At 32.6% G+C, this 22,836-nt stretch carries 22 protein-coding genes; 7 read left to right on the forward strand and 15 right to left on the reverse strand.

What is annotated here, in order from left to right:
- Positions 1–6 precede the first annotated feature (6 nt).
- Genes UH7x_RS19265 through UH7x_RS19275 form a run of 3 tightly spaced genes read right to left on the reverse strand, consistent with a single transcriptional unit; the run spans position 7 to position 3,069 of the window.
- Positions 7–1,077 (reverse strand): AMP-binding protein, encoded by a 1,071-nt coding sequence (locus UH7x_RS19265; RefSeq protein ID WP_482361554.1) that lies wholly within the window; start codon positions 1,075–1,077, stop codon positions 7–9.
- Positions 1,052–2,026 (reverse strand): CPBP family intramembrane glutamic endopeptidase, encoded by a 975-nt coding sequence (locus UH7x_RS19270; protein ID WP_482361555.1) that lies wholly within the window; start codon positions 2,024–2,026, stop codon positions 1,052–1,054. Before UH7x_RS19270 ends, UH7x_RS19265 begins: the two co-directional genes overlap by 26 nt.
- On the reverse strand, positions 2,017–3,069 hold the full coding sequence (locus UH7x_RS19275; RefSeq protein ID WP_482361556.1) for an o-succinylbenzoate synthase: 1,053 nt from the start codon (positions 3,067–3,069) through the stop codon (positions 2,017–2,019). Before UH7x_RS19275 ends, UH7x_RS19270 begins: the two co-directional genes overlap by 10 nt.
- A gap of 47 nt (positions 3,070–3,116) precedes the next feature.
- Between UH7x_RS19275 and UH7x_RS19280 the strand changes: the two genes are divergently transcribed.
- Positions 3,117–3,911 carry an SDR family oxidoreductase gene (locus UH7x_RS19280; RefSeq protein WP_482361557.1) on the forward strand — a complete coding sequence of 265 codons (795 nt, stop codon included), beginning with the start codon at positions 3,117–3,119 and terminating at the stop codon, positions 3,909–3,911.
- Between the two features lies 1 nt (position 3,912).
- Here the strand turns inward: UH7x_RS19280 and UH7x_RS19285 are convergent, their stop codons facing one another.
- From UH7x_RS19285 to UH7x_RS19325, 9 genes are all read right to left on the reverse strand, one after another.
- Complete coding sequence (locus tag UH7x_RS19285; protein WP_482361558.1) at positions 3,913–5,880, reverse strand: histidine kinase dimerization/phosphoacceptor domain -containing protein; 1,968 nt, start codon at positions 5,878–5,880, stop codon at positions 3,913–3,915.
- A 504-nt stretch (positions 5,881–6,384) separates the two neighbouring features.
- Entirely contained in the window at positions 6,385–7,143 is a 759-nt protein-coding gene (locus UH7x_RS19290; protein WP_482361559.1) for a LytR/AlgR family response regulator transcription factor, read from the reverse strand.
- 37 nt (positions 7,144–7,180) lie between these two features.
- Positions 7,181–8,089 carry a 1,4-dihydroxy-2-naphthoate octaprenyltransferase gene (gene menA, locus UH7x_RS19295; RefSeq protein WP_482361560.1) on the reverse strand — a complete coding sequence of 303 codons (909 nt, stop codon included), beginning with the start codon at positions 8,087–8,089 and terminating at the stop codon, positions 7,181–7,183.
- A gap of 2 nt (positions 8,090–8,091) precedes the next feature.
- Entirely contained in the window at positions 8,092–8,694 is a 603-nt protein-coding gene (locus UH7x_RS19300) for an SPOR domain-containing protein (protein WP_482361561.1), read from the reverse strand.
- A gap of 180 nt (positions 8,695–8,874) precedes the next feature.
- Positions 8,875–9,705 carry a CvfB family protein gene (locus UH7x_RS19305; RefSeq protein ID WP_482361562.1) on the reverse strand — a complete coding sequence of 277 codons (831 nt, stop codon included), beginning with the start codon at positions 9,703–9,705 and terminating at the stop codon, positions 8,875–8,877.
- Positions 9,706–9,785: 80 nt separating this feature from the next.
- On the reverse strand, positions 9,786–10,133 hold the full coding sequence (locus UH7x_RS19310; RefSeq protein WP_482361563.1) for a DUF2853 family protein: 348 nt from the start codon (positions 10,131–10,133) through the stop codon (positions 9,786–9,788).
- 52 nt (positions 10,134–10,185) lie between these two features.
- Positions 10,186–11,937: a 2-succinyl-5-enolpyruvyl-6-hydroxy-3-cyclohexene-1-carboxylic-acid synthase gene (gene menD / locus UH7x_RS19315; RefSeq protein ID WP_482361564.1), complete on the reverse strand. Its 1,752-nt coding sequence runs from the start codon at positions 11,935–11,937 to the stop codon at positions 10,186–10,188.
- A gap of 57 nt (positions 11,938–11,994) precedes the next feature.
- Positions 11,995–13,032 carry a chorismate-binding protein gene (locus UH7x_RS19320; protein ID WP_482361565.1) on the reverse strand — a complete coding sequence of 346 codons (1,038 nt, stop codon included), beginning with the start codon at positions 13,030–13,032 and terminating at the stop codon, positions 11,995–11,997.
- 1 nt (position 13,033) lies between these two features.
- Positions 13,034–13,456 carry a PaaI family thioesterase gene (locus tag UH7x_RS19325; RefSeq protein ID WP_482361566.1) on the reverse strand — a complete coding sequence of 141 codons (423 nt, stop codon included), beginning with the start codon at positions 13,454–13,456 and terminating at the stop codon, positions 13,034–13,036.
- 76 nt (positions 13,457–13,532) lie between these two features.
- Here UH7x_RS19325 and UH7x_RS19330 point away from each other — a divergent pair, with 76 nt between their 5' ends.
- A complete protein-coding gene (locus UH7x_RS19330) occupies positions 13,533–14,177 on the forward strand; it encodes an alpha/beta hydrolase (protein ID WP_482361567.1) in 645 nt (214 codons plus the stop codon).
- A gap of 6 nt (positions 14,178–14,183) precedes the next feature.
- Here UH7x_RS19330 and UH7x_RS19335 read toward each other — a convergent pair whose 3' ends face one another.
- The gene (locus UH7x_RS19335; RefSeq protein WP_482361568.1) at positions 14,184–15,098 is read right to left on the reverse strand and encodes a hypothetical protein; all 915 of its coding nucleotides are present in this window, start codon (positions 15,096–15,098) and stop codon (positions 14,184–14,186) included.
- 152 nt (positions 15,099–15,250) lie between these two features.
- Here UH7x_RS19335 and UH7x_RS19340 point away from each other — a divergent pair, with 152 nt between their 5' ends.
- Positions 15,251–16,156: a metallophosphoesterase gene (locus tag UH7x_RS19340; RefSeq protein ID WP_482361569.1), complete on the forward strand. Its 906-nt coding sequence runs from the start codon at positions 15,251–15,253 to the stop codon at positions 16,154–16,156.
- Between the two features lie 77 nt (positions 16,157–16,233).
- Here UH7x_RS19340 and dnaK read toward each other — a convergent pair whose 3' ends face one another.
- A complete protein-coding gene (dnaK, locus tag UH7x_RS19345; RefSeq protein WP_482361570.1) occupies positions 16,234–18,135 on the reverse strand; it encodes a molecular chaperone DnaK in 1,902 nt (633 codons plus the stop codon).
- 307 nt (positions 18,136–18,442) lie between these two features.
- On the opposite strand from dnaK, the gene UH7x_RS19350 reads away from it, so the two are divergent.
- Together UH7x_RS19350 and UH7x_RS19355 are read left to right on the forward strand one after the other, a co-directional pair.
- Entirely contained in the window at positions 18,443–19,600 is a 1,158-nt protein-coding gene (locus UH7x_RS19350) for an alpha/beta hydrolase (RefSeq protein WP_482361571.1), read from the forward strand.
- Between the two features lie 38 nt (positions 19,601–19,638).
- A complete protein-coding gene (locus tag UH7x_RS19355; protein ID WP_482361572.1) occupies positions 19,639–20,841 on the forward strand; it encodes a sensor histidine kinase in 1,203 nt (400 codons plus the stop codon).
- A gap of 40 nt (positions 20,842–20,881) precedes the next feature.
- Here UH7x_RS19355 and UH7x_RS19360 read toward each other — a convergent pair whose 3' ends face one another.
- The gene (locus UH7x_RS19360; protein ID WP_482361573.1) at positions 20,882–21,337 is read right to left on the reverse strand and encodes a nuclear transport factor 2 family protein; all 456 of its coding nucleotides are present in this window, start codon (positions 21,335–21,337) and stop codon (positions 20,882–20,884) included.
- Between the two features lie 96 nt (positions 21,338–21,433).
- Between UH7x_RS19360 and panB the strand changes: the two genes are divergently transcribed.
- Both panB and lspA read left to right on the forward strand, forming a co-directional pair.
- Positions 21,434–22,252: a 3-methyl-2-oxobutanoate hydroxymethyltransferase gene (panB, locus tag UH7x_RS19365; protein ID WP_482361574.1), complete on the forward strand. Its 819-nt coding sequence runs from the start codon at positions 21,434–21,436 to the stop codon at positions 22,250–22,252.
- Positions 22,253–22,337: 85 nt separating this feature from the next.
- Complete coding sequence (gene lspA, locus UH7x_RS19370) at positions 22,338–22,835, forward strand: signal peptidase II (RefSeq protein WP_482361575.1); 498 nt, start codon at positions 22,338–22,340, stop codon at positions 22,833–22,835.
- Position 22,836: the final 1 nt, after the last annotated feature.

The raw sequence follows: 22,836 nt of genomic DNA on the forward strand, positions 1-22,836 counted from the left end.
ACTACTTTAAATCAAACCTAAAGTATTCGTTCTTTGAATTTTGCCAGTTTTGGTTTCTATAAATTTAGGAAGTAAGAAGATTTCTTTTGGTCTCATGTAAAGGTCCAAACTAGAAATTTCTATAGTTTCACGAAGTTTTTCTAAATCAGCGTTCCCTTCAATTACTACAATTAATTTCTGACCTAATTGATCATCCAATAATCCTGATACAAAAAATCGATTTGATATTAATTTCTCCAATTTGGCTTCAATTTGTTCAGGGAATAATTTTATACCACCCGAATTAATTACGTTATCAAAACGGCCGAGCCAAATAAACTCGGTTTTCGAAATTAGATTTACCACATCGTTTGTAATAATTATCTCGTCTGTTATTTTAGGAGCATGTATGACAATACAATTTCGCTCATCTATAGTAAAAGTTACATTTGATATTGCCTGGTAATTAGAGCTATTTTTACTTAAACCAAAATTATTTAGCTGTTTCACGGCCACATGAGTAATAGTTTCCGTCATACCATAGGTCGCATAAATAATACAATCCGTATGCTGTAGTTTATCTCTTATAGCATTTGAAATGGCAGCACCGCCGATAATTAAAGTTTTAACATGTGATAATCCTAATATAGAATTATCTACTTGTAATGGCACCATTGCACAAAAATCGTATTGTTTCTCATTCACGCTTAAAGGACTAGAACTAGGTTCAATACAGTCTATTTCCAAACCTAAAACCATTGCTCGAACCAACATCATTTTACCAGCTATGTAGTCCGCAGACAAACACATCAAAGCTTTATTCTTTGGTTTCAATTGAAAAAAAACACCAGTAGCAAAAGCAGAGTTAACCATTTTAGATTTCTGCAGTACAATCTGTTTCGGCTTTCCAGTTGAACCGGAAGTATTCACTTTTACAGAAGAATCGTCATTAAGCCAATTTTTAAGAAACGTACCTATAGCCTGCTGGTACTCTTTACCTTCGGAAATATACTTATCAGATAGCGCTAATAGTTCCGCTACTGAATAAGAAGATCCATTAAATCTAAAATCTTTATGTAGGGTTTTGTACTGCTGCATCGTTTTGTTCTAATGCTAAAAATTCTTCTTGAGAATACACTTTACCGGTAAGGCGTTCTTTCCAATTAGACCAACCGTACTTCTTTGAAAAAACAAAGATTAAAATCGGATAAATAACTAGTACAGGAACAAATACGTCCCAACTTAAAGCAGGTTCAGAAACATCTCGATATATTGAATTCGTCTGAAAGGCTGTCCAGTCTGCTGTAACTAATAATGCTGTAATTAAATTATTCGCTGCATGAAAACCTAATGCCAATTCAAGTCCTTCATCCATTAAAACTAAAAGTCCTAGAAAAAAACCGGTACCAATATAATAGACCATTATACCGTATCCCAACTTCTCAACCTCTGGATTAAATAAGTGCATTACTCCAAACAGAACAGAAGTTACTACTAAAGGTACCCATCTATTTTTCGCCAATATTCCTAAACTTTGCATTAAATACCCACGTAAAAAATATTCTTCCATACTGGTTTGTATAGGTATCATAAGTATTGCAATTACTGCTAAAAAAATAAATTTATCAGCATCAAAATTCCATATATAATCATCAGGAGCCAAATAAACATCAATTAATACAAAGCCCCCTGAAACAATTCCCCAAACGGTAAATGCAAAGAATATTCTACTCCAATCAATCTTTTTACGAGAAGTAGTTAAGCTAGTAATAGATTGTTTATGTACAAATTTCACGTATAAAAAAAGACTAACAAGGCCTATTACAAAGGAAAGAAGCATATAAAATAAGAAAGAATTGGAACCTAGAATATTAGCAATAGCAGTAATGTCGCCCCCAGCCAATACGTTCATCGAATCTGATTTAAGCAATACAGCAATTAAAAGCGGAAACCCACCTATTACTTGCCACATTGCAAAAACAGTAACTAGGCCCACAATATAACGCCAACTTTCTGGCACACCTTTATACGCCTGCTCTATATACATATATTATTAATTTGATTCATGTTCCATTTTTTTGTTTGACTATAAAAGATATGTCCATTTTCAACAGTTAACGGACTTTCAATATTATTGGTATACAGGCTACCAGTACCTAAACCTTGTGGCATTTTATTTTTTAGAGTGTATGTCCATTGCGCAATAGCATTAAGTCCAATATTACTTTCTAAAGCACTCGTAACCCACCAACCAATATTATATTTATTTGCAAGATTTATCCATTCTTGACTTCCTTTAAATCCACCTATTAAACTTGGTTTTAAGATAATATACTGCGGGCGAATTGTCTGTAATAATTCTTCTTTTTCTAATATTTCGGAAATTCCAATTAGCTCTTCATCTAAAGCAATTGGCAAAGGGGTATCGCTACAGAGTTGTTGCATAGCAGAAAACTGCCCTTGTTTAATTGGTTGTTCTATTGAATGCAAATCAAATTCAGCTAACGTATTTAATTTTTCCAATGCCTCATTAGTAGAAAACGCACCATTTGCATCGACTCTAATTTCCAAAACATCTGAAGCGTAATGTTTTCGCAATGATTCTAATAAAGATATTTCTTGATTAAAATCGATAGCGCCAATCTTCAACTTTATACATTTAAAACCTTCAGATAGTTTTTGCTGAATTTGACTATGCATAAACTCAAAATCACCCATCCATACTAAACCGTTAATGGGAATTTGATTTTCTTCTTCTGTAAAATCGGATGGAAATAATTTAAAGCTCCCTTCAGCTAAAAAAGATAAAAATGCTTGTTCAACACCAAATTGAATACTTGGAAAGTCTTTTAATTCTTGCCAAAGAACTTCCTTTCCTAAGTAAATGTTGTTACAGGTCCATTCTAATTTTTGTTCATAATTAGCGACATCATCAATACTTAATCCTTTTAAGAGCCCGCACTCTCCTATTCCAATTCGCTCGTCTTCTTGCAAAGTAATAAACCAAGTTTCCTTTTGCTTTAATACACCTCTCGATGTACCACTAGGTCTTTTAAAATCGAGTATGTGTTTTTTATATGTTGCTTTCATTCGAAGACAACAAATTTAATTATATTTTACGGTACTAAACGTTACAAATGACAAGGATTGACAAAAAGACAATTTGGATAACCGGTGCTTCTTCGGGTATCGGCGAAGCATTAACTTACGCTTTGGACAAAAAAGACTGCAAAATAATAATCTCCGCAAGACGATTAAGTGAACTGAATCGCGTAAAAAATAATTGCGTTCATAAAGATAATATTGCAGAACTAGCAATGGATATAGCGGAAATTAATGAGGCAAAAGACAAGACAATTGAAGCTTTAAAAATATTTGGAAAAATTGATATTCTAATTAATAATGCTGGAATTAGCCAGCGCTCTTTAATTGTTGATACCGATATTGGTGTTTACAAGAAATTGATAGATGTAAATTACCTAGGCACCGTAGCGTTAACAAAGGCCATTTTACCATATTTTATTGAAAATAGAACGGGTCATTTTGTAACGGTGACTAGCTTAATGGGGAAATTTGGATCCCCTTACCGTTCAGGATACTGCGGTGCTAAGCATGCGCTTCATGGCTTTTTTGATGTACTTCGAATGGAACATGAAAAGGACGGAGTTGCTGTAACTTTAATTTGCCCGGGATTCGTAAACACTAATGTTGCCAAAAATGCATTAACAGGAGATGGTAACTTACAAGAGAAAAATGATACTGCTACTGCGAATGGTATTTCTGCTGAAAAATTTTCAATAGCTATGATTAAGGCGATAGAAAATAAAAAGTTTGAAGCCTATATAGCTAGAAAAGAAAGAATGGGAATCTATTTGAAACGATTTTTTCCAAAGCTTTTGCACCGTGTAGTTTTAAGAAGCACTGTTAAATAAACTATTTAAAGTTGAACCAAAAGCGAACGCCTTCAACCCCTTTGTCAACATTTAGAACAGTTTGCAATTGATTTGCCAAACGATTCATTAAACGCAAGCCCATTGAACTATTGGCACGTTCGTCTGTATCTTCAGGAAGACCGATTCCATTATCAGTATATTCAAAGAAACCTTCTTCACCTTTTGTCCGTCTTAAATGAATATAAATTTTACCGTTTTCTTCGTCATTTGGAAACGCATACTTAAAAGAGTTAGATACCAATTCGTTAAGCATTAAACCAAACGGAATAGCTCTATCAATATCCAATTCTACTCCTTCTGCATCAATTGTAATATTAATATTGTGGCCACCTTTTTTATAAACCGATTGCACACTATTAATTAAACTCTCTATATAACCTTGCATTTCAATTACAGAAAGGTCATCATGTTGGTATAACTTCTGATGAATTAGTGCCATTGCCTTTACCCTACTCTTACCCTCTTCAAGTGCCTCTATTGCAGCTTTACTTCTTGTATTCTTAGTTTGCAAGCTTAATAAACTAGAAACCATTTGCAGGTTGTTTTTAACCCTGTGGTGAATCTCTTTTAGCAATGAATCTTTTTCAACAAGCGCATTTTCTATAATACCTTTTTGTTTTGCAATTAGACGCTGGTTTTTAATACTTCTCATGTAAGCATATACAAGACCTGCCAAGAAAAGTAATGTAAATACTAAAAATATAATTACATATTCATTACGTTTTTCTTTAGCATCCAGTTCATTTCTACTTTGTTCTAATAATGCACGCTGATTAGATATCATCGTTTGGTTATTCTTAAAATCTCGTCCCATAACAGACGCTAACATCTGTTTTTGAACTTCAGATTTATTTACGGCAATAGAATCGTGAATCCGAAGATTTCTTTTTAAGTACTGCGTAGAATTTCTATAGTCACCTGTTTTTTCATAATAAGCAGCAAAAAGAACATTCTTTTTTAAAACATCTTTTGTTCTTTTAATATCTAAATTATCGCTTAAATAATCCGTTGCTTTCTCGAAGTTTTTTAATTGTATATAACAATCTGCAATAGCCAGCGTATTTTCGATATAATCTTTCGAATATTTACCAGCGCTATGCTTTTTTATAAATTCTAAGCTGTTTTCAAGTTTCGGTATGGCTAACTCATAATTTTTCATTTGAGCATGACATTTACCAATATTTCCCTCAATAATTCCTTTTAATAAAAGCCCTTGAGTTTCACTTTTTTCGGTTTTATCCAACATAAAATCATTGATATAAACCTCTATATAACCGAAGGCCTTTTTATAATTGCTCAAAGCAGTTGGAGTGGAGTTATCTAATCTTAAAAAGTTGCCTACGTTATTATAAAAATAAGCCTGTTCATAAGAATTTGTATCATCTAAGTTTGGTTTTATCTTATCATAATAATCATCTAATGCTGCTTTAAACATTCCCAAATTAGCATAGATGTCATAGAAATATACATTTTCAATAATACCAGATTCCTTCTTTTTCTCACGAACATTCATTTGATCATCATATAGTTCTAACTGACCATATGTTTGATCCATAATATCTAGCAATATAGTTTTTTGGCTTATATCTAAACCATCTATATTTTTATATACTTCTTTAGCAATTGCTAAGCCTCTATCAAAATCACCTAAATCATGGTAAATCTGAGCCTGTATTAGCTTGTAATTTCGTATTGCAGTTGAATCTCTATCCTTTTCTGCATTGTGAGCATACTCATTTACTCTATCTATCCAATCATATGCAGAATAGGCATGATATCTATTTGAAGTATTGAAGAAAAAAGTGAATCGTTCTGTAGCACCCTTAAGTTTTATAAAGCTATTATACGAATTAACTTCGGGCACCTCTATTTCCTGACCACGCAGTGTCGAAACAGAAAGACTGCATAGTATGGCAGAGCAAAGAATTTTGAAAAGTAATTTCTTCATGGTTTAGTGAACGGAACAATGCAAAACATTATATAATTCAACGCTTTGTCTTAATATTTGTTGTCGCCAAATAACGTTTTTGACATATAATTTTCAATTAAAAACGTTGTTTTACCATGATATTCGTTTTTCCATCATTTTCATAGCAGGTTTAATTGAATTCTCGATATATAAAAGTGCTTTTAAATACTTTGAAAAAAGTATTTGTACCCTTTCTATTATGACAAAATTACTGTTTCAACAAAATTTCATTTTTTATTTGTTGCGTAAGTGCCCTTTTTTGTGGTTAAGAATACTTAATGGGTAAAAAGCAGTATTTCATCGATTAATTAAGCATTTAATCGAATTGAATAAATTTTAAACATTTACTATTCCTACTTATAAAATAAGTATTTACTTACGAAATATATTTCTGAATACAATTTACATCATCGAAGATCAAATATCTAAAACACAAAAAAGGTGCTTTATAAGCACCTTTTTTGTATCTCCTAATTATTAAAACTAAGAATTCATTGCAGAAATAATAAATTCTTTAAAATCTTTTGAAATAGGAATTAGCGTTTCATTTATCATGATATCCTTAGAGTTAATAGCATCAATATGATCCACATTAACAATATAAGATTTATGCGCTCTATAAAATTTATTCTTAGGCAATTTTTCCAAATAGTCTTTTAATGGAGATCGGACTAAGAATTTTTTATCAACTGTATTTACTTCCAAATAAACATTGTCTGCTTTAATAAACTGTATGTCTCCAAATTGTATTCTATAATATAAATGTTGTTTTTTTACAAAAATGGAATCTTTTAATACAGCATTAGACATTGGTCCGTCTGCAACAGGAGCTGGAGTACTTTCACCATTCTCCCCTTTTGGCGAATGAATAAAATTTGAAAGTGCAATTTCAATAGAAGTATATAAATCTTGTTGCTCAAATGGTTTTACCAGATATCCATTAGGTTTAACAGTTTTGGCGTTTTCTACTGTTGCACGGTCCGAGTTAGATGTTACGAAAATAAAAGGGATGTCGTAATTCTCTCGAATATGTTTACCTAGGTCAATTCCGGTTTTATCAGAAGCAAGAATTATGTCAATTAACACAAGGTCAACTTCTTTTGTTTTTAACACTTCTTCTGCCTGTTCGTACACTATTACATTATCAACGATTTCATAGCCAATCTCTTCAAGCATAGATTGCATATCATCAGCTATAATAACGTTGTCTTCAACGATAAGAATTCTAATTGGTTGTTCCAAGATGTAGGGCGTTTAGGTGGTTAGTTAGCATTTCAATTTAGATTTTATAATAACAGCTGATAAAAATCAGTACAGCTAAGAAAAAAGTACTTAAGGCTAATTTCTTTAGCTCAGGGTCTAACAATACTGGTTCTTTGATATTATACACCTTAAACAAATGTACGAAAATGAACACAAATGCTATTAAAGGTAGATATAGAAGCCAATTACTAAAGCTCATGGCCATAAAAACAACCGTACAGAGAAAAGAAATAATCAATAATAAATAATGGTATTTCTTTCCATTTTCAAACCCCATCATTACTACTAACGTATTCTTTTGAGATTTCTTATCAGTTTCATAATCTCTAAGGTTATTTAAATTTAAAACTGCAGTACAAAGTAGTCCTATTGCTATTGCTGGCAATACTGATATTAGGGTTATAAATTTTGTATAAAGAAACATTGAGCCTAATACTGCGAGTATTCCGAAGAATAAAAAGACAAACAAATCTCCAAGTCCTTTGTATCCATATGCAGTATCTCCAACCGTATATTTTATGGCAGCCCAAACACTTAAAATTCCAAAAACAGAGAATAATAATATATATTCTAATTTCTGATTTCCAAAAGCCGCGTACACTAAACAACCTACAAATATCAAACTAACTATTATTGAAATAATAATACCTCTCTTTAATTCTTTGCGGGTAAGTAGACCAGCTTGTAAAGCTCTTTTAGGGCCAATTCGATTATTATTATCTGTACCCTTTACACCATCGCCATAATCATTGGCGAAGTTCGAAGTAATTTGAAATCCGATTGTAGTCAATAGCGCTAGAATGAAAATTATTAAATCACTTTTTCCATGATATTTTGCAACAGCAGTCCCCACAATAATTCCTGAAACAGATAGTGGTAATGTACGTAACCTAGCGGCATTTAACCATGCCTTAATTTTCGTCAAAACTAATAAGGATCTTCTATTTGAATTCGTTTGCCTTCTTTATAAGATGCAACAAATGCGTCTTGAAAACCTATATCAACTAATTCCGCTCTAAATTTTTGTGCCTCTTCTAAGGTGCCAAAATTACCAAGAGAATAAGAGTAAAAAGGATTTGTTTTTACAAACAACGTATTGGTTAATGCTTCAGAAGCGAGAGCAACATTATTATCCACAAAAGATTTTACTTGTACCGAATAAATAGTTTCTTTTTCTAAGAATTTTTTAGCCAAGTAAAAATCATTAACCAAGCTTAATTCTTCATTCTGCTGTTTCAAGTTATCAATTCTAGATTTAATAGCATCTAAACTATCGATTGAAACAAGAAGATTATTTTGTTGTTCAAATGAATTTTTGTTCATACTTAAGCCAGCTGTTAAACCCGTAACAGCTAAAGTACCTGCTAAAAACAATGCCGTAATACCACCAAGAACATTTCGTTGAATTTTACTTGTTTTCAACTCTTTGTTCTTAATTTTTATTTGATCTAATAAACGCTCATTAATAATTTGAGCTTTATCAATATCCTTATGCAATTCTAATAAATCGCTTTCTTCTATAAAAGGCATGTTTACAAGGTTTTACAGGGTTTCATATAAAGTTAACCAAATAACATCAATGTTTTTGAATCTAGATAACAGAATGTTGTAAAAGTAAAAATTTTAGTGGTAAAACCTAATAAATTCGTGGTCAATATTATTTGAAAAACAGATATCCTTGTAAAGCCTGATAATAAAACAATTACGTGTTTAAATTAAATATACACCGTCTTCTTTTATTTCAATTTTTCGAGCTTTATATAAAACACCTATTCCTTTTTTAAAAGATTTTTTACTCATTTGAAGTACTTTTGAAATATCTTGAGGATTAGATTTATCATGCAGTGGTAAGAAACCATTTCGTTCAACTATTTTATTAAGGATTTTTTCTGCAGTTGGCTCCAAACTTTCTAGGCCCATTGGCTGTAATGACACATCAATTTTATTGTCGGGTCTTATATTTTTTATGTAGCCTTTAATTTTATCTCCAATAGCAATTTTCTGAAAAACCTCATTGTCATAAACAAGTCCCTTATGAGCGTCGTTAATTATTACCTCCCACCCTAAATCGGTTAAGCGAGTAACTATTAAGTCTACTTTATCACCATCTTTAATGGTCAAGTTTTCATTGTCTAAAAATCTTTCCAACTTATTAGAAGCTACAAGACGAAAAGTTTTCTCATCTAGATAACAAAAAACAACATACCATTGGTCTTCTTTCATTTTATCTCGTTGTTCACTAAACGGAACGAGTAAATGTTTTTCTAGGCCCCAGTCTAAAAAGGCACCAAATTGATTGACTTCAGCGACTCGCAATAAACTAAAAGAATTTCTTTTTATGAATGGATCTATATTGGTAGATATCGGTCTTTCCTCATAATCCAGATAACAAAATACCCGAAGCATATCTCCAATCTCGTAAGTTTCTGGCACATATTTGTTTGGTAGTAAAATTTCTGTTCCACCCTCACTTCCTAAAAAAAGTCCGACACTGGTATCTCTTAAGATTTCCAGTTCATTGTAATTACCCAATTCAATCATGCTGCAAAGGTATATTTTAATTTCTACGCAAAAAAAAACCGTCAAACAAATGCTTGACGGTCTTATTAACTTATAAAAGTCTATTTATTATAAACTGCAGCTTTCTTAAAGTGCTTGCAAAGCATATAATAGATAACAGCACGATGCTTATTTCTATTTGAAGAACCATAAGTATCCATAACACTTTTTACGGCTTCCATTAATTTAGGGCTATCATCTAGACCTAATTTTTTCATCAAATAGTTTTTCTTAACTGTTTCCAATTCTTTTGGATCACCTCCAGAAACTTTAGAAGCATCAAGATTATAAATAGCTGGCCCTAAGCCAATTGTTACTTTTGTTAAAAGATCCATATCTGGTGTTTCACCAAATTTATCTTTGATATCTGCAACATACTTTACGATTAAATCGTCTCTTTTTGAACTCATAATTTAAGTGTTTAATAAATGTTTATAGTAATATGTTAATAGTTATGTATTGCTAAGATATGAAATCGAAATAATCGAGCAAAATTTGATTGTTGATAGATTTCGGTGTTTTTATTTCTAAAAGCTTGGGTTTTTCTGCTGGTGAGAAGAATTCGGGCAATGCATTTTTAAGATTATCCAAATTATTTGCGGTAATAAATTCCAAATTGTAAAGGCTACACAAATGAGAAATTTGAAGTTTTTGTGGTGTTTCAAAATAGGTCTGAAAATTTTCTGTTTCACGATGACCAGGAAGTATTCTAAAAATCCCTCCACCTTCATTGTTAATTACTATAATACGTAAATCTTTCCTTAAATAGTTGTTCCACAAACCGTTACTATCATATAAAAAACTTAAATCTCCTGAAACCAATAATGTTGGAGATTCACTGTAAATAGAAGCTCCTACTGCAGTAGACACACTTCCATCAATACCACTAGTACCGCGATTACAAAATACTTTCAACGATGAGTTTAAATCAAAAAGTTGTGCATAACGAACTGTAGAACTATTTGATAATTGCAATTGATAAGCATTCGGAATACACTGTAAAATATGTTTAAAAGCTAACATATCTGAAAACGGAATTGATGACAAATATTCTTCACGCTTAAATTCGTAATAGTTCTTTCTTTCTTTCCAAAATTCAAAATAATCGCTCTGAACTGGTTGTACATGCTTAATAAATTTGCTGAAAAAAATATTCGGATGCATCTTAAAATGATGCGATAAACTAAAAAAAGTATCATTGGCTTTTTTAGAATTTATATGCCAATGATGATCCGGTTTATGCTTTCTTAGAAAAGCTTTGATTTTTTTTGAGACAATAAGCCCTCCAAATGTCAAAAGTACTGTGGGTTGCAAAGAATTGAATAATTCCTCATTATTCTCTGCTTTTTCAATAGGCGCAATTATACTATCTATACTTGTAAAAAAACTAGGGTGATGTAGATTTGATGTTGTTTCAGTTAGGAATATAACCGATTTATCTGCCGCTAAGACATCAAGATATTTTTGTTCAATATCATTTGGAGGATTAGTTCCTACCAGTACCAATTTACGGTTGGTACTATTCCATATCGAAATATATTTTTCAAAATCAGAATCAAAGATTACACTTTCCTTTGGCAATGATATTTTTGACGAATTATCATTTTTTAATACCATTTCATACAATGGTTCTTCAAAAGGAATATTGATATGAACGGGAATCGTCTTTAAGCTTACCATCGTTAATGCCTTCCTAATCTCACAACTATTAAAATCGATTACTTTATTCTGAGAAACCACGATAGAATCTTCATTTAAGAGTTCAGGAGCGTACTTTTGTATCTCATCAGTAGCATGTGAAACATCTAATTTTAGATTAGCAGAATAACCAATATGCCTATCAAAAACATTGTCTTGTCGAATAGTTTGACCATCGCCAATATCAATTTTATAACTAGGACGGTCAGCTGAAATCAAAACAAGAGGAATATCACTGTAGAATGCTTCAGCTACTGCTGGGTAATAATTTAATAAAGCACTACCAGATGTACATATTGTAGCTACAGGCACTTTTAGTTGTTGTGCCATACCCAACGCAAAGAATGCTGCGCTTCGCTCATCAACAATACTAAAACACTTAAAAAAAGAATCTTCAGTAAAACTTAAAGTAAGTGGCGCATTTCTTGAACCTGGTGATATTACAATATTTTTAATGCCGTAAACTTTGCATTGCTGAACTAATAGTTGAGCTGAGGGTATACTTGATTGATCCATAAGTTTTGAACGAGTACTATACAAAAATACGACCCACGATAATGCTACCCAAAATTATTAATTAGAAAGCACGCGCAACATTGTTCTACTTTTATTTACAGTTTCTCGCCATTCTTTTTCTGGGTTAGAATCTTTGGTAACTCCTCCCCCAACATAAATTTTAATAATGCTATCAATTTTTTGCATACATCTAAGATTCACATACAGTGTGGTCGATTTATTATCCCCAAAATTTAATTCTCCTAAAAAACCAGCATAAAATTCCCGATTATACGATTCATTTTCTAATATGTATTCCATTGTGTCTTTTTTTGGAAATCCACAAACAGCAGGCGTAGGATGCAATGCATTAATAATATTATTCAACTTATTTGATTTTAATGTACCTGTAATTTTTGTGCGTAGGTGAAGTAATTCACCTGCTTTTATAGTCTCTAATTGAGATTTATTAAGATTGTCAACCTCACCTTTTAATGCATTCATTATAAATTCTGTAACCAAAGCTTGCTCATCAATTTCTTTTGAGCCCCAATTGGGCTGACTCTCACCCTGATATGCTTTTGTACCTGCTAAAGACATTGTCGTTAATTTATCTTTATTAGTTTGCAGTAAAATCTCAGGTGTGGCTCCTAACCATAATCCCACTTTGGGATGATACCATAAATAGCAAAATGCATTAGTATACAAAGAAACTATTCTTTTAAAAAGAGCTATCGGTGAAGTAGTATTTTCAACTATTAAATTACGAGAAAGCACTGCCTTACTAAATAGTCCCGATTCAATTTTCTGAATTGTCTTTTTAAGTAATGTGATGTATGAGTCATGTGCGGTATTAGCATCGATTGGAATATCCGTAATGTTTGATTCCACATTTGTATGCGAGAATTCTTCACTAAACAATTCATCGACATTAATCAGTACAGTATCATTTTCTGATACAAACGGAGCAAATACAAATCCTGATTCACTAAAATCAGAGACGTAGTTTAGCGCATCATCTTTCTGAAAAATTGTATGAATTTCGTATTCTCTTGGATTCCTATAAACCACTAAAGGAAGCTCAGCACTCAACTGTTTTTCAATACGTTGCCACATATTATTTTTTCGGTAATGCTATCGTTGATAGTCTACAAGATGAAATTAATTTTCCATCTCCATCAGTAACTTTTACATCCCACAGTTGTGTAGTACGCCCTTTATGAATAGCAATTGCAGTAGCATACACTACCCCATCTCTAATACCACCAACATGATTAGCTGTAATTTCTGTACCACGTATCATCGTATCTTGCGCGTTTAAAAAAATATGAGCTGCAACACTTCCAACACTTTCTGCTAAAGCAGCCGTAGCACCACCATGCAAGACACCATCTGGTTGATGTACGGCTGGTGTAACCGGCATCTTTGCTGTTAAATAATCTGCACCTACATCCACATACTCAATACCCAAAGTTTCCATTAAAGTATTTTTTGTTGTTTCGTTACAGATTTTGAGTATCTTTTCTTGAAATTCATTCATAAAATTGAATTTTTGTAAAAATACTATTACCATTCGAAATATATTGAAGTCCGACCAGGCAATTTGAAATTAAAATATGAGTAGCATTGAAAAGCAGAATACCTACACTACCACTAATACTTATAGCACCCTAAATACACTCGGACCGAGAACTAAAAATGTTTGGGTTGTTTTTCATGGCATTGGTTATTTAAGCCGATATTTTATCAACTTTTTCGATTTACTTTCAGCTGATGAAAATTATATCATAGCACCACAAGCACCCTCTAAATATTACTTAAAAAACCAATACAGGCATGTAGGTGCCAGTTGGTTAACTAAAGAAAGTACTGAACTAGAAATTGAAAATGTTTTAAATTCGATTGATTCCGTTATTCAAAATGAAAATTTACCACCTCATATTAATTTAATTGTCTTCGGATTTTCGCAAGGTGTTTCAGTAGCCACACGATGGGTAGCTAAAAGAAAAATAAAATGTGCGCAATTAGTATGTTATGCTGGTGGTTTACCTAATGAATTAAAAGCTAATGATTTTGAATTCTTAGAAAAAAATAAAACAGCGGTTTGCATAATTACAGGTGATAAAGATGAATATTTAACAGCTGAACGAATGAAATCTGAGTATAGTAGAATAGACATTCTATTTAATAAAAAAGCGAAATATATTCGTTTTGATGGTGGCCATGAAGTTAAAAAGGAACTGATTACAGAATTAATTTAAATTCTACTACTCAGGCTTTGTGACTTTTTCTTCAGGAAAATACTCGATTTTGCGTGTGGTATATAAATTATCTGGTGCAATAATTTCCTTTACCCAGTTTCCAGAATCTCCATTATCAAACTGATAAATATATTGATGTAAAGTCTCTGAGTTACCAACAATAGTTATAACTTTATTCTTAACCCCACTTTGCACATAACTAATTTTCTTTGTTTCCTGAGGCTTTAGTTTCTTTGTTTTAGCATCAAAAATGAATTGTGTTTCAGAAATTAGTTGCTCATTTTTAAAAACCTTTTCAAGCGCTGCTGTTGAAACACCATCCATATACTCGGTAGTGCGTTCTGTTTTAGTGTTTTCATTTTCATTAGAAGTAACTTTTATAGTTTTCTTAATTACTCCATTTAGACTATGAACTTCTTCTGAGATATTTTCTTTCTGTGTATGTTTAATGACCGTTTCATTTTCACCATCTGTTCCGGAATGTAAAATTGCAATCAATTTACCTTCGTTATCATAAGTATATTGGTAGCTATCTAAGAATTCCTTTTCATATGAGAATACTTTTTCAATCACTATTCGTGGTTCCGATTGTTCAACAGTATAAAAATTGCCAAAAGAAATAGCCGGGTCAAATTTTCCTTCTCTATAGTTTTCCGTACGCTTTTCTATTAGTTGATTCTGTTGAAACTTATATCTGGTAATATCATAATCCGTATCACTATAGCGCGTTACTGATTTAATTAATCTTCCTTTTTTATCAAACTCATACTCCTCTTTACCATATTTAGTAACCACTAGACATGACTTCACATTCCCTTTCAAATCAAAATCTGCGACTTTGAAAATCTGAGCTTCTTGTGCAGACAGCTTAAATAAGCTGAAAACAAAAAAGATAAATATTATTTTAAGACTATTATACATATGGTAAAATTATTTGTTATTCCTTCAAATGGAAACAATTACCGTGCTAAAACTGTATTTAAGTAAATAGAACGCAGTGTATTCAATTTTATTGAATAAATATTGACTTGTATCTTTAGCAACAAATATATACCTGATAAAACTTAAAAAACATGTTAAAACAGAATCTTTTAGTGCTGTTACTACTTATACTTAGTTCTTGTAAAACTAAAAAAGAAGTAGAGCCGAAACCTGAGTCGTTTACTATTGGTGTAGTTGCAGACTGCCAATACTGTTACTGTGAACCTGCTGGCGTACGTTTTTATAAAAAATCTCCGGAGCGATTACAACACGCTGTAGACATCTTTAATAGTCAGGATTTAAATTATTCAATTCATTTAGGTGATTTTATTGATAAAAATTTCACAAGCTTCGATACCGTTGCTCCAATTTGGAATAGTCTTAAAGCTGATAAATACCATGTATTAGGCAATCATGATTTTAGTGTAGCAGATTCATTAAAACCATTTGTTTTTGAAAAAATGAATCTTACAAACCGCTATTATAGTGTTGTAAAAAAGAATTGGCGATTTATTATTTTAGATGGAAACGACCTAAGCAAGCATGGTGCTTTAACTGAAGAAAAGAAGCTACAGACCGATTCTATTTTTAAGCTTTTATCTAAGGAAGATATGCCCAATTTAGTTGAATGGAATGGTGGTATTAGCAACGAGCAATTATCTTGGGTAGAGAACGAATTACAATTAGCCCAACAAAACAATGAACTAGTAGGATTCTATTGTCATTTTCCTGTAATTGGTGAAGAACAATCTCTTTATTTATGGAATTACAAACAGCTTTTATCGCTTATTGATAAATATGAAAACGTAAAATTTTATTTTAATGGGCATCACCATAGGGGCGACTATGTAAAAAGAAATGGTGTTCACTATTTAAATTTTAAAGGAATGGTTGATACAAATGATTCAACTTCTTTTGCTACCGTGAACTTCACAAAAGATTCTATTATTGTTAATGGCTATGGAAGAGAACCTTCAAGAAAATTAAAACTAAAGTAATTCTCAAAACTTTATAAAATTATAAAACCCGCAAGATTCAAATCTTGCGGGTTTTTATTTAAAATAGAAATTAATTTCTATTTTACTTCTTCGAAGTCAACGTCCTCAACGTTATCACCTTCAGCAGCATCAGCAGTAGCTTCTCCTTCAGGAGCTGCACCACCTTGTTCTGCTTCAGCTTGCGCTTTGTACATTTCTTCAGATGCCACTTTCCAAGCTTCATTGATTTTTTCTAAAGCAGGCTCAATAACAGCTATATCTTTAGTATCAAATGCTGTTTTCAATTCTTCTAAAGCTTCTTCAACTGGCTTTTTCTTATCGTCAGATAATTTATCTCCAAATTCTTTCAACTGCTTTTCAGTTTGAAAAATCATGCTATCGGCTTCGTTCAACTTTCCTGCTTTTTCCATTGCAGCTTTGTCAGACTCCGCATTAGCTTCAGCTTCAGCCTTCATCTTTTTAATTTCTTCGTCTGTAAGACCTGAAGAGGCTTCAATTCTAATATCTTGTGTTTTATTAGTTGCCTTATCAGTTGCAGAAACTTTAATGATTCCGTTTGCATCAATATCAAAAGTTACTTCAATTTGCGGCGTACCTCTTTGTGATGGTGGAATTCCATCTAAATGGAAACGTCCAATTGTTTTGTTATCAGCAGCCATTGCACGTTCACCTTGCAACACATGAATTTCAACAGAAGGCTGGTTATCAGCAGCTGTAGAAAACACTTGCGATTTCTTAGTAGGAATCGTTGTATTGGCTTCAATTAATTTAGTAAAAACATTCCCCATAGTTTCAATACCTAATGAAAGAGGAGTAACATCTAATAACAATACGTCTTTAACATCTCCTGTTAAAACACCACCTTGTATAGCGGCACCTACGGCAACAACTTCATCAGGGTTTACACCTTTAGAAGGAGCTTTTCCGAAGAATTTCTCAACAGCTTCTTGCACAGCAGGAATACGAGTAGATCCACCAACCAAGATAATCTCATCAATATCACTTTTTGAAAGTCCAGCTGCTTTTAAAGCAGTTTGGCATGGCTCAATAGTACGTGCAACTAAATCAGAAATCAATTGTTCAAACTTAGCACGAGACAATGTACGAACCAAGTGTTTAGGTCCTGTTGCCGTTGCTGTAACGTATGGTAAATTAATTTCGGTTTGTGCAGAAGAAGATAATTCAATCTTCGCTTTTTCTGCCGCTTCACGTAAACGTTGTAAAGCCATAGCATCATCACGAAGATCAATGCTTTCATCTTTTTTAAACTCTTCAGCTAACCAGTCAATTATCTTTTGGTCAACATCATCACCACCCAAGTGTGTATCGCCATCAGTTGACAATACTTCAAATACACCATCTCCTAATTCAAGGATAGATACATCATGCGTACCACCACCAAAATCAAAAACAACAATTTTCTGATCAGTATCTTTTTTATCCATACCGTAAGCAAGAGATGCTGCTGTAGGTTCGTTGATAATTCTCTCAACAGTTAAACCTGCAATCTCACCTGCTTCTTTAGTTGCCTGACGTTGTGCATCATTAAAATATGCTGGTACTGTAATTACAGCTCTTGTCACGTCTTGCCCTAAATAATCCTCAGCAGTTTTCTTCATTTTCTGAAGAATCATAGCTGATAATTCTTGCGGAGTATATAATCTACCGTCGATATCAACACGAGGCGTATCGTTATCACCTTTCACTACTTTATAAGGTACTCGTTTAGCTTCTTTACTAGACTCCGAGTATTTATTCCCCATAAAACGTTTAATTGAATAAACTGTTTTTTCTGGGTTTGTTACTGCCTGTCTTTTGGCAGGATCTCCAACTTTTATCTCGCCTCCTTCAACGAATGCGATTACAGACGGAGTAGTTCTTTTACCTTCTGCATTAGGAATAACCACTGGCTCGTTACCTTCCATAACGGAGACACAAGAGTTGGTTGTACCTAAATCTATTCCAATAATCTTGCTCATTTATATATGTATTTAATTAGCGTTTATTTTATAATCATAACACTATTGTCAAACAATATGCCAAGACAAAAATACTGACAGGATGTCATTATTAATTCAATTCTTATGGCAACATTGGATTTATATACCGCATTCATCAATAAATGTCGGTTTAAATTAGTGCCATATCAGACATTGACAGTTGAAAATTTTTGAATAGGGGTTTCTTGGCTAACATAAACAAGGCTAAAAAGATTAATGCAACAGTTTTTGTAATCATAAAAGAAAGAACTTAAATTCATTCATTCAATTTTACACCCTTATCAAAATGAAAAATTATTTAAATTTCATATTACTTTTTTTAATAAGTGTAACATCAGTTGCGCAAGAGAATAGGCTTTGTCAAGGTCATTTTTGGACAGAAGATGAGGCAAACGTAGGGATGAAAAAATTTGCATCGGAATGGGATGATTTAGAATCTTGGGAAAAACGTGCAGACCGAATAAAACAGGGTATTATTGAAGGTATGCAACTAGAAAAAATGCCAAAAATCACTGGCAATTTTAATCCGATTATTCACAACACTAGAGAAATGGATGGTTATATTGTAGAGAATATTGCCATTGAAAGCTTCCCGGGTTTTTATATTTCTGGCAATTTGTACAGACCAATTGGTGATAAAGAGAAATATGCTGCAGTTTTAAGTCCACATGGTCATTTAGCCGATAAACGTTTTACACATTACGTTCAAAAACGAGCGGCTGTTTTAGCTCGAATGGGTGCCATTGTATTTGCTTATGATATGATAGGTTATGGTGAAAACGACCAAACTATTCATAAAATGCCAATAGCACTATTACTTCAAACCTATAATAGTCAACGAATATTAGATTACTTAATCTCAAGACCCGATGTTGATGCCACTAGAATTGGAATGACTGGTGGCTCTGGAGGAGGAACCCAAACATTTATGCTAACTGCTATTGATGATAGAATAAGCGTATCCATACCAGCCGTACAAGTTTCGGCTCACTTTTTTGGAGGTTGTGTTTGTGAGAGTGGAATGCCAGTTCATCAGAGTGCCAACCATCAAACTAATAATGTCGAAATCGCTGCTTTGTGTGCACCACGTCCACTACTACTTATTTCAGACGGCGGAGATTGGACGAGCAACACGCCTCGTATAGAATACCCGTATGTTCAAAGGGTATATGCACAATATAATGCCGAAAATAGAGTTGAGAATGTACACCTGCCTCTTGAGCGTCATGATTATGCGTATTCTAAAAGGGCCGCAGCGTATAATTTTTTTAAGCATCATTTAAAATTACCTTATAATACGCCGTATGATGATGGTTTTGATGAAAGCTATGTAACGATTCTTTCTAGCGATGATTTAAAGGTTTTTGATGCAAAACATGAAAGACCAAAAAATGCTTTAATGGGAGCACAAGCAATCATGGAATATTTAAAAATAGGAATATAGTACGTTATAAATATTTTAATTAAAAGGGTTATTCTAAAATGATAAAACCAAAGGAGCATAAGCAGGAAAAAGAACGTATAGAGGCTCTTGAATCTTACTCAATTCTGGATACTATATCAGAAGCTGACTATGACAATATTACTGCTATAGCTTCTGAAATATGTGGAACTAAAATCTCTTTAATTAGTTTAATTGATAGTGACCGTCAGTGGTTTAAGTCTAAACATAACCTCGATGCTACCGAAACACCAAGAGATTTAGCCTTTTGTGCACATGCTATAAACGACCAAGACAAAGTACTTGTAGTGCAAGATGCTAGACAAGATGAGCGTTTTCATGACAATCCATTGGTAGTCGGTGGTCCAAAGGTAATATTCTATGCAGGTGTTCCATTAGTAAGTGATAATGGACTACCTATTGGTACATTATGCGTAATTGATGATAAACCGAAATTACTAAGCCAGAGTCAAATTTATTCATTAACCGCTCTGGGTAATCAGGTAATGAATATTCTAAATCTTAGAAAGACCAAGATTACGTTAGAAAAAACTAAGGAGAATCTAGAAGAGAAAAATCAAGAATTAGAACGTTTTGCTTTTCTGGCAGCACATGATTTAAAATCTCCACTAACCCATATAAACGGATTTTCGCAGTTACTAATTAAAGAATACGGTGATAAGTTAGATGAAGATGGAAATAAAATGCTCGACTTAATGGCAAAGTCTTCGGAAAAACTTAGAACATTAATAACTGGATTATTAGATTATAGCAGAAGTGAAAGTGTCTTATCTGAGAAAAAGTCCCTGATTAACCTTGAAGATTTAGTGAAAGATATAAATGGGCTTTTCGCTTTTGAGAATGAAATGAATTTAAATATAAGAAGTTCAATGAGTGAAATAAGTACCAATAGAGCTGCACTAGAACAGGTATTAATAAATCTTGTTACAAACGCTATAAAGTATAGTGATAAGGAAAGAATTGACATCGAAATAGGTTTAACAGATGCAGATACACACTACAAATTTTATGTAGAAGATAACGGTCCGGGAATAGCTATTGAAAACCAAGAAAAAATATTTGAAATATTTAATGTGCTATCTCATAAAGATAAATTTGGTGTTTCCGGTAATGGTATTGGACTCGCTACTGTAAAGAAAATAGTAGAAAAAAGTGGGGGCGAAATAAATGTAAATTCAGAAAAAGGCAGTGGAGCTAAATTCACCTTTACGCTAGAAAAGTAAAAGTAGCTTTTAAATAAAACCTATAATTACTATAGAAAAATCATTGACAATCTTCCTTACGTCTAGTATCAATTAAGTAAATAATTTTCCAACGCCCCCCTTCTTTCAGTAGTTGAAAGGAATTAACACCACAATGCTTAATTTCATCATTAATCCAAAATTCATACTTGGTCCATGCATTAGCCATACCACCATCTATTTGAATATTATAATCTAAAATTTTTTCTTCAAAGTTCACGCTTTCTGGTATTTTAGAAATACTCAAAAGAAAACTATTGAATTCTTCTGTCTTCACCTTGTATTCTCCGTTGACAGCTTTAACAACTGTTTGTAATATTAGATCATCTGCTGCTATACTTTTCATTTTAATAGAATCTTGGGCATGAAAACCTATAAAAAAATTCTCAATCGATTCTTGTACTTCTAATTTTTCATCAGATTGACCAAAAACTTGAAAACATAAGAATATTACTATAATGGTAAAATAGTTTTTCATTTTAATTGAAATAAATGACGTTCAAAAATAACAGAATAATACTTCCTCATTATTCTTTAACTTTTTACTTATTTTTATCCTTCTAAATATAACTTAATGTCAACTGCAAAAAAAGAGTACAAAAGAGTAACCGTAAAATCTTTGGTTGAAATGAAACAGCAAGGTGAGAAAATCTCCATGCTTACGTCCTACGATTATTCCATGGCCAAAATTGTTGATTCTGCGGGAGTAGATGTAATCTTAGTTGGTGATTCTGCCAGTAATGTAATGGCCGGCCATGAAACTACTTTACCAATTACCTTGGACCAAATGATTTACCATGCCTCATCGGTAATAAGAGCTGTAAAAAGAGCTTTGGTAGTAGTAGATATTCCTTTTGGCAGTTACCAAAGCGACCCTAAAGAAGCATTACGTTCTGCGATTCGAATAATGAAAGAGAGTGGAGCCCATGCCGTAAAACTAGAAGGCGGTATTGAAATTAAAGAATCGGTTAAAAGGATTTTAAATGCAGGAATACCAGTAATGGGACATTTGGGTTTAACACCACAAGCCATTTATAAATTTGGTACTTACGCTGTTCGTGCTAAGGAAAAAGATGAAGCTGAAAAATTAATAGAAGATGCTAAATTACTTGAGAGATTAGGATGCTTTAGTATCGTTGTTGAAAAAATTCCAGCTGATTTAACCAAAAAAGTTTCCGAAAGTATTTCAATTCCAACTATAGGCATTGGTGGCGGTAAACACGCCGATGGTCAAGTACTTGTAATTCACGATTTATTAGGAATGACACATGAATTTAATCCTCGCTTTTTGAGACGATATATGAATCTATATGAAGATATGGGAAATGCCATTGCGCAATATGTTGGCGATGTAAAAAGTAAAGATTTCCCTAACGACGAAGAACAATATTAGTCGTCAAATTTATTGAATTATGGCATTAATTATCCATTATACTTATGGATAATCAATTTATTACCTTACTCATAAAATTTTCAGCATGCCTTCAAATTCCGTTTTACGAAATGTACTAATAATTATTATGGTATTGCTTAATATTGGTTGTGACCAAATCTCAAAAGAGGCAGTTAGAAAAAATGTTGAGACCAGTGAATATATTCAACTTATTGGTGATAATTTCATTTTAACAAATGTTGAAAACACTGGAGCAATGCTAGGTTTTGGAAGTAACCTCTCTCCTATTTTAAAAATAATATTTCTGCAAGCTATTCCAGTTCTAGTTTTATTAATACTTCTTTTTAGAATTTTGAGAAAAAAAGACTTAAACAATTTTATGGCGTTAGCATTTGCATGCGTTATTGGTGGTGGTATTGGCAATCTTATAGATAGAATTGCACATGGTTCGGTTACCGATTTCTTTTTTGTCGAAATAGGAATACTTAAAACTGGCATATTTAATATGGCCGATGTTTCTGTAACCTTTGGAGTATTATTGATTTTATTTTTGTCAATCATTACTAAAAAAGAAATTATTTAGC

This window comes from Aurantibacter sp. UH7 (assembly GCF_056839165.1).